At 39.9% G+C, this 13,521-nt stretch carries 9 protein-coding genes and 1 pseudogene; 8 read left to right on the top strand and 2 right to left on the bottom strand.

Annotation, left to right across the window (positions count from 1 at the left end):
- Positions 1–527, top strand: a 527-nt coding sequence (locus tag AC1DVB_RS21210; protein ID WP_477590813.1) for an AAA-type ATPase lid domain-containing protein, incomplete at its 5' end; no start/stop codon positions are given.
- A gap of 223 nt (positions 528–750) precedes the next feature.
- Here the strand turns inward: AC1DVB_RS21210 and AC1DVB_RS21205 are convergent.
- Positions 751–1,662, bottom strand: a complete 912-nt coding sequence (locus tag AC1DVB_RS21205; protein WP_477590811.1) for a LysR family transcriptional regulator — start codon at positions 1,660–1,662, stop codon at positions 751–753.
- A gap of 426 nt (positions 1,663–2,088) precedes the next feature.
- Here AC1DVB_RS21205 and AC1DVB_RS21200 point away from each other — a divergent pair, with 426 nt between their 5' ends.
- The 4 genes from AC1DVB_RS21200 (at position 2,089) to ggt (ending at position 7,933) form a co-directional block, all read left to right on the top strand.
- The gene (locus tag AC1DVB_RS21200; RefSeq protein WP_098186698.1) at positions 2,089–3,063 is read left to right on the top strand and encodes a TAXI family TRAP transporter solute-binding subunit; all 975 of its coding nucleotides are present in this window, start codon (positions 2,089–2,091) and stop codon (positions 3,061–3,063) included.
- Between the two features lie 83 nt (positions 3,064–3,146).
- Complete coding sequence (locus AC1DVB_RS21195; protein ID WP_222619738.1) at positions 3,147–3,653, top strand: DUF1850 domain-containing protein; 507 nt, start codon at positions 3,147–3,149, stop codon at positions 3,651–3,653.
- A gap of 10 nt (positions 3,654–3,663) precedes the next feature.
- Positions 3,664–5,640: a TRAP transporter permease gene (locus tag AC1DVB_RS21190; protein WP_477590815.1), complete on the top strand. Its 1,977-nt coding sequence runs from the start codon at positions 3,664–3,666 to the stop codon at positions 5,638–5,640.
- Between the two features lie 217 nt (positions 5,641–5,857).
- Positions 5,858–7,933, top strand: a complete 2,076-nt coding sequence (gene ggt, locus AC1DVB_RS21185; protein ID WP_477590808.1) for a gamma-glutamyltransferase — start codon at positions 5,858–5,860, stop codon at positions 7,931–7,933.
- Between the two features lie 97 nt (positions 7,934–8,030).
- On the opposite strand, the gene AC1DVB_RS21180 is transcribed toward ggt, so the two are convergent.
- Positions 8,031–8,498 (bottom strand): SRPBCC domain-containing protein, encoded by a 468-nt coding sequence (locus tag AC1DVB_RS21180; protein ID WP_477590806.1) that lies wholly within the window; start codon positions 8,496–8,498, stop codon positions 8,031–8,033.
- A 675-nt stretch (positions 8,499–9,173) separates the two neighbouring features.
- Between AC1DVB_RS21180 and AC1DVB_RS21175 the strand changes: the two genes are divergently transcribed.
- From AC1DVB_RS21175 to AC1DVB_RS21165, 3 genes and pseudogenes are all read left to right on the top strand, one after another.
- On the top strand, positions 9,174–9,578 hold the full coding sequence (locus AC1DVB_RS21175; protein ID WP_057275944.1) for a VOC family protein: 405 nt from the start codon (positions 9,174–9,176) through the stop codon (positions 9,576–9,578).
- A gap of 552 nt (positions 9,579–10,130) precedes the next feature.
- Positions 10,131–12,746, top strand: a complete 2,616-nt coding sequence (gene ppsA / locus AC1DVB_RS21170) for a phosphoenolpyruvate synthase (protein ID WP_063576420.1) — start codon at positions 10,131–10,133, stop codon at positions 12,744–12,746.
- 468 nt (positions 12,747–13,214) lie between these two features.
- A pseudogene (locus tag AC1DVB_RS21165) lies at positions 13,215–13,521 on the top strand (formimidoylglutamase); the annotation flags it as partial.

Raw genomic sequence — 13,521 nt, 5'->3', positions numbered from 1 at the left:
AAGAGAGAAGAGCGGATATTCCACTTTTGATAAAGCACCTCATCACAAAAAGCGGGAAGTGGGTAAAAGTAGAGGAAGACGTACTGGATTATTTCATGCAATATGAATGGCCCGGCAACATACGGGAACTTAAAAGTACAATCGATTACATGTTGACGGTTTGTGAGGGGAATGTCGTGACGAAAAGTGACCTTCCGTTCATGCACGGGAATAAGGAAGAAAGTGTGACGGCTGATTATCCCGTCTGTGAAAGTGTGTTGGAAAATCAGGAGCGCGCTTTCATCTTGGAAGTAATTAAGCAATACAACGATAAAGGAAAAGCGGCAAGCAGAGAACTGATTTCCAGTCAAAGTAAAGAATCGGACTTTGTCTTGTCCCCTCAGCAGATTCGTCGCCGTTTGGATATTTTAGAAATCGAAGGGTTTGTCRTCAAAGGCAGAGGAAGGGCCGGCACTAAGATTACCGCTGAGGGAATGGAGTATTTATATTTTCTTAGGTCAAAGCATGCTATGCATGGATATAAGTAGTCACTACCAATAAGGAGAGTTTGCTAATTTAAGGTATTAATAAGTTATCGAAGGGGTCCCATCGCCAATAAGTAGTTTAAGAGGTGGGATTATCCAATATTAATAGCCTCATTTCTCAGTGTCACAAGAGAAATGAGGCTTTTTTAATACCGATTAGTATAGTTCTTATTATAATTGACCCTTTTCACTCCAGTCGTTTCGTAGCTTTTTCCAACCAAGAATCTCAAATATCGCTAAAAGCGTGATCGTTTTTTAACGTATTCAAAATATGCTTAGTCAGAATGGAGGTATCCGTGTTTTTCCATACTGCCGATATCGAACTGGTTAATTCCGAGTTATCGATGTTCAAGGCTTTTACTTGGCTTTTTCCCAACAAACTCACCATATCTTCCGGCATGAGGGCTACGCCTAAGTTATTGGATATTAGATTGGCAATCGTCAGTAATTCAGAGCCTTTACATAATTCTTTAGGTGAAAATCCAGCCGTCAGACAAGCCTTTTCCAAAAGGAATTGAAGGGAATGCGCTTGAACGGCATCATAATGGATAAAAGGTTCGTCTTTTGCTTCGTATAAATGTATGGCCTCTTTTTGGGCTAGTGGATGATCCATGGAGACGACTAATTGTAAAGGGAACCTCATGAATTCAATCATACTTAATCCTTCATTGGCGATGATGTCACTGTGAATGGGCGTTCGGATGAAACCGATGTGATAATTTTGTTGGTTTACGAGTTTTACTGCTCTTGAAGATGTTGTTTCATGCACGTAAAACTCTGTTTCCGGGTATTGCTCCACGATCTTTTTCAATAATTTTGGGATATATATACTAGCTGCAGAGGGTACGGTAGCAATCTTCAGTTTAGGTTTGGGGATGGTTTTGTTTTCAACTATGTAATTCACTGTTTTCTCGATATCTTCAAAGGAAGGCGCAAGCTTTTTATAGATGTATTCTCCTTCTTCCGTCAATGTAATTTTTCTTGTCGTTCGATTCAATAATTTAAAGCCTAATTGTTTTTCGAGGGATAAAATCTGTTGGCTAAGTCCGGGCTGGGATATATGCAGGGTTTTGGAAGCCTCACTGAAACTAAGATGGTTAGAAACCTCTATGAAATAGCGGAGGGATAGGTAATTCAAACAATCACCCACTTCAATTGGATTTGAGTAACAAGGCTAAAGAAAGGGGGAATCCCTAATATTCCCTCGCAAAAAAAAGCTGGATATAAAATTTAAGGTTAGAAGATCATTTTATAATATAGACTTATAAGTTTATAACAATAATATATTTCTAAAATGGAAGAGTCAATATTATCCTTAAAGAAAGGAAGAATAGGTAATAAAAGGTAGAATATTACTATTGGATAGCGGATTTTCCTTGTTTTTAATAGGTGTTTATACATATTTGTGTTTGTTATTCTGATTTCTTTAAAAAAATTTAAATCAATTACTAGTCCTTTTTGATTATATGTCTGATTTTGTAAAAAAAGGGAAAGTGAGGCGGTCGGTAGAATAATAACACTATCATCTCCTGCGGATGAAGAAAACATATGAGGGGGGAATTTTATGAAAAGATTTCATAGGTGCTTTTTATTGGTCATGATTTTGACGGTCACCGGTATTATCACAGCTTGTAAAGACAGCAATGAAGGTGCTTCAGGCAGCGGTAGCCAAAACTTGAGTCTGTTGACTGGTGGAACGGGTGGTACATATTATCCGCTTGGAGGACAAATTGGAAAAATCATTTCCGATAAAACAAAAGCGAACATAACACCTCAGACATCTGGCGCCTCCGCCGAAAATATGGAAACGTTAAGGGCTGGAGAGGCTGAAATCGCTTTTTCGCAAACGGATATCGCGGCATATGCACTTGAAGGAACAGAAATGTTCGACGGGAAACCCATTGACAATATTATGGCGATCAGCTCTTTATATCCTGAAACTGTTCAAATTGTAACGACTGCAAAAAGCGGAATTAAATCAATCGAGGATTTAAAAGGTAAAAAGGTATCAGTAGGCGCACCGGGTTCTGGTGCTTACATCAATGCCATGCAAATCCTGGAGATTCATGGGTTGTCTGAAAAGGATATTAAAGGGCAGAATCTATCTTTCGATGAGTCGGCGGAAGGAATCCAAGCAGGCAATATTGACGCAGCTTTCATCACGGCAGGCACGCCTACTGGTGCAGTTGAAGCGCTATCCGTCCAAAATGATATTTTGGTTCTGCCTATTGCAGATGACAAAATTCAAGCATTGGTTAAAAAGTACCCATACTATGCTGAAGATACAATTCCTAGTGGTACGTACAAAATCAAATCCGAGGTAAAAACAGTTGCTGTTAAAGCGATGTTAGTGGTCACTAAGGATCTTGATGAAGATTTAGTTTATGAAATGACTAAAGCAGTTTATGACAACACTGATCAAATCACACATGCAAAAGGCAAGTTCATTACAGCAAAGACTGCACTTGAAGGATTAGGGGAAATGGAAGTTCATCCTGGAGCAGCAAAATACTTTAAAGAAAAAGGTGTTTCCAAGTAATGCAATTGGGTCGGTAGCTCGCTTTATGTGGCCTATCGGCTTCGTTTTTTCTGAATGTGAAACTGGTTATGAAAGGGGTGTCTATGAAATTCAAGAGATTCATGGCTTTTGGTACACCTCTGCTCATCGCTTTTTTATTCTTTTTTCCTTATAAGCATGTAATAGCCTTTTCATACGAGGACCAAGGGGAATTAGTCGCATACTTTCCTTTGGAAAAAGAAAAGGAATTCAAGATTAAGTATACACACTCCATCCACCTCACGGATGTTTTGGAATCATATCGGTTATCGGATAAGCAAATCGAACAAACCGAACTTGCCTATGATGATTTTGCGGTCGGTATGCCTTCCAATGCAGAGGGTGAGGAAGTATTCGAAGAAAAAGACGGTACCTACTTCATAAAAAATATGCAACGCACTTTCACCTATATAGATTTACGGGTAGGACAAGTTAAAGCCAACCATCGATTAATATATGATGAAAAAACATACACATTGGCAGACTTCATTAAACCAGGGACATGGGTGAGAATTTCTTCGGAAAGAATTTCATTATGGGAACAGTTGAAGGGAGTGAAGATTAGTGGCTGATAATGAAAAAATGAAATATTTAACCGAAGCAGAACAACAGGAATTATTGGAAAAATATGACCCAGAGGCCGGAACTAGAAAATTAACAGGTGTCTTGGGCCACATTGCATTTTTTGGACTTTTAGCTTTTTCGTTATTCCAATTATATACAGCCATTTTTGGCGTTTTTACAGCACAAATCCAACGGACGATACATTTAGGGTTTGCACTCTMCTTAGTATTTTTACTATTTCCTGCAAACCGAAAGAAGGGTCAAAAAGGAAAATTTCAAATTGCCTGGTACGATATCATATTAGCGATCCTTAGTATTGGGGTAGGTGCATATTGGCCCTTATTTTTCGAAGATATCGTCATGAATGTAGGACGTTTGGGTGTATTGGATTTTGCAGTCGGTTTAATGGCCATTCTGCTGGTTTTGGAAGCGACCAGGCGTGCAGTTGGCCTTCCTATCATGGTCATTGCTTTATTATTCATTTTCTATGGGGTTTTTGGACCGTATATGCCAGGATTCCTTGCTCATCGCGGTTTGACCCTGGAGCGACTGGTGCAAACGATGTTCTTCTCGACAGAGGGAATTTTAGGTACTCCGCTAGCGGTGTCATCGACATTCATCTTCCTATTTCTACTGTTTGGATCTTTTCTGGTCCGAACAGGCGTCGGTCAATACTTTAATGATCTCTCTACCGCAATTGCCGGCAGACGGATAGGGGGACCTGCAAAGGTTGCGATTTTTTCAAGTGCTCTTCAAGGAACGATTAGCGGGAGCTCTGTGGCTAATGTTGTCACATCAGGAGCATTTACGATACCGATGATGAAAAATCTTGGATATAAGAAGGAATTTGCCGGGGCAGTGGAGGCGGCTGCTTCGACAGGCGGTCAATTGATGCCTCCGGTAATGGGGGCAGCGGCATTCTTAATGGTTGAGTTCATTGGGAATGGAATAACGTATTGGGATATAGCAAAGGCGGCTGCGATTCCAGCTATCCTTTATTTTTCAGGAATTTGGATCATGACCCATTTTGAAGCGAAAAGACTTGGGCTGCGTGGGTTAACGCAAGAAGAGATGCCGAGTAAAAAGGAAGTGTTCGGCAAGTTTTATTTACTAATACCGATTCTTGCCATTATCATTTTGCTCATGGCGAATATCACGGTAACACATGCAGCACTGTATTCCATCGCCATCTCGGTTCTTGTAGGTTTCATAAACAAGGATGTCCGCATGAAATTCATCGATATCATCTATGCATTGGTGGACGGGGCCCGAACAGCTCTTGCAGTGGCCGCTGCAACCGCAGCAGCGGGCATTATTGTCGGTATCGTCACGAAAACTGGGCTAGGACTTAAGCTTGCTAATGGCTTGATCGATTTAGCTGGTGGATATTTGATTCCAACTCTGATGCTCACTATGGTAGCGGCACTTATATTAGGAATGGGTTCACCTACGACCGCCAATTATGTAATCACATCGACGATTGCAGCGCCTGCGATAATTTTGCTTGGTGTTCCCGATCTATCTGCACATTTATTCGTTTTCTATTTTGGCATTATAGCAGATATAACTCCTCCAGTTGCTTTAGCGGCATTTGCAGCGGCAGGGGTAGCGGGAGGCGAGCCGATAAAAACGGGGATTGAGTCATCGAAACTTGCCATCGCTGCATTCATCATTCCATATATTTTTGTTCTCTCCCCGCAAATGCTAATGATCGATACAACTTGGATGGAGGTTGCATGGGTCGTACTTACAGCAATGGCAGGCATGATTGCAATTGGGGCGGGTGTCATAGGTTACTGGATGAGGGGAATGAACTGGTTAGAAAGAGTCCTCGCCGTAATCGTAGGTTTACTATTGATCTACCCTGAAACGGTATCGGACATCATTGGGATATCCGCTTTTATCGTGTTGCTGGCTTTACAATATCTTTGGAAAAATGACAATCACGACAGCTCCAAGATCTTGGAAAATAACCAAAGTATTGAGAAAAGTTGACCCTGCGAATATCAATCCGGAAGKAAAGGGTAGAGCTTAACCATTCGGGGGGGTGATTTTTTGAAGTGAAGCATCTTTGAGAATGCAACGAAAATGGGAATGTGCAGACTGTTTTTTATCGAGACAACCAGCATATTCCTACAAGAGAATTCTGCTCGTATATCCACTTGCCTTATGATAAAACCCAATTTGTTTTATTTTGAAAGGAGACTAATTCATGAAATTTTTAAAAAGTTTTATTTTAGTTACTTTCAGTTTCTTTTGTATGATCACACCGGCTTTTGCAAGTGTTCCTGGAGTGGATGGGTCAATGGGAAAGGGTTTTACAAATGGAATCGTATCAGTTTCTCATCCGTTAGCAGCTGAAGCGGGTATAGAGATACTAAAACAAGGCGGAAATGCAGTCGATGCAGCGGCAGCCATTCAATTATCGTTAAATGTGGTTGAACCAATGATGTCTGGAATCGGCGGCGGTGGTTTTATCATGATTTATAATAAAAAGGAAAATAAAATAACGATGATCGAAAATCGCGAAATGGCACCTCAAAATGTTACGCCTAAACATTTTTTAGATGAAAAGGGAAAACCTATTCCTTTTAGTAAGCGGCATACATCCGGGAAAGCGGTTGCAGTTCCTGGGACTCTTATGGGGGTGGAGACTTCTCTTGAGAAATATGGAACATTGAAATTATCACAAGTCATAGGCCCGGCCATTAAACAAGCTGAAGAAGGGGTAAAAGTCAATTGGGCAACAGCACAATATATCGATGAAAATGTAACAAAGCTTAAAAATAACCAATCGGCTGCAAAAGTTTTTGTACCAGACGGAAAGCCGTTGGGAGAGGGAGACACCCTCGTTCAGCCAGACCTGGCAAAGACTCTTAAGTTAATAAAAAAACAAGGTTCTGACGTTTTTTATAAAGGAGAAATCGGGGAAGCGCTTACCGAAGAAGTTCAAAAGCGTGAAGGAACGATGACAACTGAGGATTTGGAAAACTATGAAGTGAAGGAAAGAGAGCCGATTAAATCGGAATATAGGGGATTTGAAGTGGTAGGGGCAGCTTCACCAAGCTCAGGCAGTTTGACTGTTCTGCAAATCCTGGAGCTTATGGAAGGATACGATGTGCAAAAGATGGGGGCCAACTCACCTGAGTATCTTCATCACCTAACCGAAGCCATGCATCTTGCTTTTGCCGATCGCGCTGCTTATATGGCGGATGAGGATTTTTATGATGTACCAACAGAGGGACTATTAGATGAAGATTATATTAAAGAAAGAAGAAAACTCATCAATCCAAATAGATCAACAGCTGATGTCAAAGCGGGCGATCCATGGAAGTATGAGGGCAAAGAACCCACTGCAATGAAGATGGTAAAAGAAGAGAAAACCCCAATCGGACAAACGACTCACTTTTCTGTAATGGATAAGTGGGGAAATATGGTAGCTTATACGACTACAATCGAGCAAGTATTCGGATCTGGTATCATGGTACCAGATTATGGGTTCATGCTAAATAATGAAATGACGGATTTTGATGCCACACCGGGTGGAGTTAACCAGGTGGAACCAGGAAAAAGACCAAGAAGCAGTATGTCCCCGACCTTCGTATTAAAAGATGGAAATCCCTTCATGGCCATTGGTTCACCAGGAGGAGCGACGATAATCGCATCGGTATCTGAAACGATCATGAACGTGCTTGATCATAAAATGCCCATTCAAGATGCCATATATGCGCCACGTATTTATTCTGCTGGTTATCCGACAGTAAGATGGGAACCGGGAATTGAACAAAATACAAGGCTTGAGTTAATGGCTAAAGGCCATGTTTATGAAGAAAAACCGCAACATATCGGAAATGTGCAAGCAGTTATTTATGATTATGAAAAGGGAAAAATGTATGGAGGAGCCGATAATACGAGAGAAGGAACTGTTCAAGGTGTGTATGATGTTTCCCATAAATCGAAAATGCCGAAAGAAATAAAAGAAGAAAAAAAGGGACCGTTTACCTTAAAAGTGAATGGAGCCGWTTATCCTTATACAGCTGATCAAATGAAACTGATCGATGAAAAACCCTATATCCARTCAGATAAATTGCTACTAGGTTTGGGTGTAATCCAAACAAGGGATTTAGAAACATTTAAACCAGATAAAAAATCGTATCTACCTGTGTTAGGAGTAGCGAAATCATTAGGGTATAAAACAAAATGGAACGAAAAAGACAAAGAGGCACTATTGGAAAAAGATCCGGCGGATATTGAGGATCCGGACGAAGATGGCAGTGTCACGAATTGATTGCTTTTCTAAGTCCGCTCGGGAACTTGATTACTAAATGAACCTAAACTTGACAACCCCGGAGTTCTCTATGTAAAGAGAGGTCTGGGGTTGTTTTTTAGTCATATGAAATAGTAGAGAGGTAGTCAGCCAGTTGAACGAAGGTTCCTGAAAAGCCCTCCTGAACCATTTCCTCCTCGGTTGGGGATACAGGTGCCCCAATCACCGTAAGTATTGTTTTACCTACATGCTCGGTGAATGTAAAAGTATTGAGAGTTTCCAATGGCCAGTTGTCGTTAAAAGGAGCACGTACGATGTTACCCATTTCATCAGAAAAGAAAGAGGGGTAAACGAGTTTATCTGGGGCATTTACATGATAAACAAATTTGACCCACATTACATTACCATCAGGAGATGTCTGGCTGTAATGGAAAACACCTTCCTGGCGAAGCTCAAACTTAGAAATATCAAAAGCCCATCCTTTTAGGCCCCGCCAGTTCTGCAGATGTTCTGATTCGGTAAAAGCCTTAAATACAAGCTCGCGAGGAGCATTGAAACTGCGGGTGATTTCGATTTTTGGAAACATTTTATTCCTCCAATTATTTCAGCTAATGTTCCAAGCTGTCGAGTCTTTCTTCCCATATTTCACAATACTGTCCAAACCAAATGTTTAATCCTAAAGGGCTCTGGACGAAGCTTGTAAATTCGACGAATTGCTTCCGTATAAATTMCACTACTCCTGATTTATGAAGCCCGCTTATATATTTGGATGCCAATGGATGCCGAATCTGAAGTCGTTCTGCATATTTTCCCACGGTGAGTTTGGCTCTGCAAGAGCACTTAATAATTTAGTATTCATCTTTACCCCACGATTTATTAGAATGATAGTCCTTTGGGTGAGATATAAACAAACAGGAATATTCCCGTCAAATAATATTGAAGAAATGTATTGTTGTCCTCCGAGGCAGTACCAAAAATATCCTTCCCCTAAAATGAAAAAATGAGCGCTGATCCTTGTTCCGGGATAGTGCTGCATTGTGGATATCATTATAAGTTTTGTTGATGAAATCACGTTCTATTTTTGGAAACCGTTTACCATGCTGTACGTCGAGAATATAACAATGCTATTTTTGTATATAATGGATATAGGTTTAAGTTTTATTAAAAAAGAACGATCAGAAGTTTTTATATGAAGTAACTATGATAATCTTGGTACCGGTTATTATTAAGGAATCCAATCTTGATTCAAAGGAGAATGAAAATGATTAAACCATATTTAATGTTTAACAGAGAATGTGAAGAGGCTTTCAAATTTTATATCGAGGCTTTTGGCGGGGAACTTATTGCTATGCAAAAATATAGTGAGATCCCATCAAGTCCAGACTTTCCTGTTGAAGAAAGTGATAAAGACCTTGTTCTTTACTCACAATTAAGATTAACAGAAGATGGAGTTATAATGGGTTCTGATTCAAACCGTGAATTGAATGATAGTGACAAAGTGGTTGTAAGTGTGGAGCTGAACTCGGTGGAACAAGCTAGAAAGGCATGGAACACATTAAAAGAAGAGGGATCTATACATATGGATCTTCATGAAACATTCTTTGCGAAACTTCACGGCTCGTTGAAGGATAAATTTGGTGTTTCATGGATGTTTACTGTCAATTAATCTAAACCAGAAGACATCCTTCTTTGTAAAGTCGTTACTATTATTTGGGAAGGTGAAAATTTTAAAAATTCTCAATAAAGCTCGGACGCTTTAATGGAGTATCTAAAAAATCCCGATTTCTTAATACTAAGAAACCGGGATTTTTACTATTGGAGTTTATTAAGGTTGTACATCCGTATTTTCCCTTAAGCTGCAATAAATGATTGGATATTCGGAAATCATTTATGTAAGTTGTCTTGTAAAATGGGGTTTTCTGACTTTGTATTTACTACAATTGTGGTCATGAAAATACATTGAAAAAAATGAAAAACTGTGTTAAATTTATATAGATACACCAATTTAGTATTTTGTATAAATTATACCCTATTATAATTATACAACATAATTTCCTTCTCAGTCAATCCTTATTTTTATTTTTTTAAAGGAGTGTTTGATAGGAACATGGAACTTCAGTAGGAGCAAGAAGGACCGGACAGCGTTAATGGTTGATCACATGAACAATTTTTGTCATATGATTGTCTTGGTATTAAGCGATAAATGGGAGGGAAAGAAATGAAACCATATGTACTGGAGTTTCGGGAGATCGATAAAACGAAACAAATGGTGGTCGGTGGCAAAGGGATGAATTTGGGCGAATGCTCGAGGATTGATGGAATTCTTGTACCAGAAGGATTTTGTGTTACTACTGAGGCATTTAAAAGAGTCATTGGGGAAAATGATGAGCTTCATCAATTACTCGATCAGCTTGCAGTACAAAAAGTGGACGAACGAAAAAGAATAAGTGAAATTAGCAGGAAGATTCGTGATCTGATTGAGGGAATCGAGATCGACAAGGGGATCGAAGAAGATATCGACCGATGTCTCTTAACTTTTGGCTTCGAGCATGCATATGCTGTTCGTTCTAGCGCTACAGCCGAAGATCTTCCATTTGCCTCCTTTGCAGGTCAACAGGATACCTACCTAAACATCAAAGGAAAAGATGCAATTTTACAACATATTAGTAAGTGCTGGGCTTCACTATTTACTGATCGTGCTGTGATTTACCGAATGCAAAACGGATTTGACCATCGCAAGGTTTATCTGTCTGTTGTTATTCAAAGGATGATTTTTCCACAAGCTTCCGGAATACTATTTACAGCTGATCCAGTTTCCTCAAACCGCAAGGTGCTTTCGATCGATGCTAGCTTTGGGCTGGGTGAGGCACTTGTCTCGGGCTTAGTGTCTGCGGACAATTATAAAGTGCAAGAAGGTAGGATTGTGGAGAAGAAGATTTCTGCCAAAAAGTTGGCTATATATGCACGAAAAGAAGGCGGAACGGTGGAAAAGGAAATTGAGCCGGGGCAGCAGGTTTTATCGACCCTGTCAGATGAGCAAGTGTTGGGGCTTGAAAGGATCGGCAGAAAGCTTGAAGCGCATTTTGGCTGTCCGCAAGATATCGAATGGTGTTTGGTTGATGATACATTTTATATTGTCCAGAGCCGTCCAATCACTACTTTATACCCCATCCCAGAAGCGAATGATCAAGAGAATCACGTTTATGTATCTGTCGGTCATCAACAAATGATGACTGACGCCATGAAACCATTGGGATTATCTTTTTGGCTGTTAACGACTCCTGCACCCATGCGTATAGCTGGCGGAAGGTTGTTTGTTGATGTCACACATATGGTGGCTTCACCTGAAAGCAGAAAAATGTTAGTAGAGGCCATGGGACAACACGACCCGCTCATGAAAGACGCACTCATTAACATAATAGAGCGAGGGGATTTCATAAAATCTGTACCAAATGATAAGCAAGAACAGAGTTCCGGTAAAAGCAATAAAAGTGTGCCGTCTGCGGATTCTAGGGCACAAATTGAAAACGACCCGACAATCGTTTCTGATTTGATTAAACGTAGTCAAACATCGATAGAAGAATTAAAACAAAACATCCAAACGAAATCAGGTTCGGAGTTATTTGATTTCATTCTGGAAGATATCCAGATATTAAAGAAGATTTTATTTGACCCACAAAGTTCAGCTGTGTTTATGGCTGCTATAGATGCATCATCATGGATCAATGAAAAAATGAATAAGTGGTTAGGTGAAAAAAACGCAGCCGACACGCTTTCTCAATCTGTACCAAACAATATAACTTCAGAAATGGGTCTGGCCCTAATGGATGTCGCAGATGTGATACGTCCTTATCCAAAAGTAATTGATTATTTACAACAAGTAAAAGATGATAATTTTATGGATGAACTAGTTAAGTTTGATGGTGGTCAGGAAACTCAGGATGCTATCTATGATTATCTCGGCAAATACGGAATGCGATGTGCTGGAGAAATCGATATTACTAAAACCCGTTGGAGCGAAAAACCAACTACACTTGTCCCCGTGATTCTAAGTAATATCAAAAACTTTGAGCCTAATGCTAGCAATCTGAAATTTGAGCAAGGGCGACAGGAAGCTTTGAAAAAAGAACTAGAGATATTAGATCGATTGAAGCAATTACCGGATGGTGAACAAAAAGCCAAAGAAACAAAACGAATGATCAGTCTAATCCGGAATTTCATCGGTTATCGGGAATATCCAAAATACGGCATGGTTAACCGCTACTTCGTTTATAAGCAGTCTTTACTCAAGGAAGCCGAACAACTCGTACAAGCCAACGTTATTCATGAAAAAGAAGATATATATTTTCTCACTTTTGAAGAACTTCATGAAGTCGTACGCACCAATAAACTAGATTACCAGATGATCAGCAAACGAAAAGACGAGTACAGATTATATGAAAAACTTACTCCACCACGTGTTATCACGTCTGATGGTGAAATCATTGTAGGGGAGTATAAACGAGACAATCTCATGGCCGAAGCTATTGTAGGTCTACCGGTTTCTTCCGGAATTATAGAGGGCAGAGCACGCGTCATCCTAAACATGGAAGATGCAGATCTAGAAGATGGAGATATACTGGTTACAACCTTCACCGATCCTAGCTGGACACCATTATTTGTATCCATAAAAGGACTCGTCACCGAAGTTGGCGGGCTGATGACCCATGGAGCAGTCATCGCACGTGAATATGGCTTACCTGCCGTTGTCGGTGTGGTAAATGCCACCAAGCTGATAAAAGATGGGCAACGTATTCGAGTAAATGGAACAGAAGGTTATATAGAAATACTATAATTCATTACATTTCTATCATAAAGAAGAACATTCGAATTAGGAGAATCATTGAAATCATGATGCTTTGCGGTTTTTGGCAAAGCCCCCTGTCACTAGGTCATATAAGGGGGCAGTAACTGAAAATTGATACTAAAGTTTAGTAAGATCAACTTGAGATCGGGCCTTCTGTTAAAGGTCGCTTTTATATGATGCCAAAGCCCAATTTCTCTCTTTACAACACCGAGAAATTGGGCTTTTTGTGGATTTTATTTATAGGCAAATCGATACGCCCTTGCTAAATCTACTGGCTTGAGCAGCAATGTCAAACGGATACAAGGAAGATATTCTCCAACAGATATATCTGTCAATATCATAAATGTACGCTGACCTTCTATAGAAATATTAAATTTTTGTATTGGTAATTATACATTATCTCTATTATAATTTTTAAGAAAGATATTTCGGAATTTTTAAAATAAAGGAGAAATTATGTATACTCACCCGACTTTAAAATATTGGAATGGAAGAATTGATTCCCAAACTGACCTGGACAGCTTCAGATACCACCAAAGAGTGCGCTTGGCACCCATTTCGGAATTAACCACCTCTTCCAATGCATCACGAACTTTTGGACTGATTGGCTTTAAATGTGATGAAGGCGTCAAAAGGAATAAAGGCAGGGTTGGTGCTGCCGAGGGTCCTGATCATATTAGGCAATCGTTGGCAAAATTACCTTGTCATTTACCTTCCCAAACCGAGCTGGTGGATGCTGGCGATGTAATATGTGAAAGTACAG

The sequence above is a fragment of the Peribacillus sp. P4_D6 genome (assembly GCF_056401795.1).
This window is presented reverse-complemented; position numbering and strand designations above follow the sequence as displayed.

Coding starts and splice junctions, on each gene's coding strand:
- AC1DVB_RS21200 (WP_098186698.1), top strand. CDS start 2,089: ATGAAAAGATTTCATAGGTGCTTTTTATTGGTCATGATTTTGACGGTC.
- AC1DVB_RS21195 (WP_222619738.1), top strand. CDS start 3,147: ATGAAATTCAAGAGATTCATGGCTTTTGGTACACCTCTGCTCATCGCT.
- AC1DVB_RS21180 (WP_477590806.1), bottom strand. CDS start 8,498: ATGTTTCCAAAAATCGAAATCACCCGCAGTTTCAATGCTCCTCGCGAG.
- AC1DVB_RS21175 (WP_057275944.1), top strand. CDS start 9,174: ATGATTAAACCATATTTAATGTTTAACAGAGAATGTGAAGAGGCTTTC.
- ppsA (WP_063576420.1), top strand. CDS start 10,131: ATGAAACCATATGTACTGGAGTTTCGGGAGATCGATAAAACGAAACAA.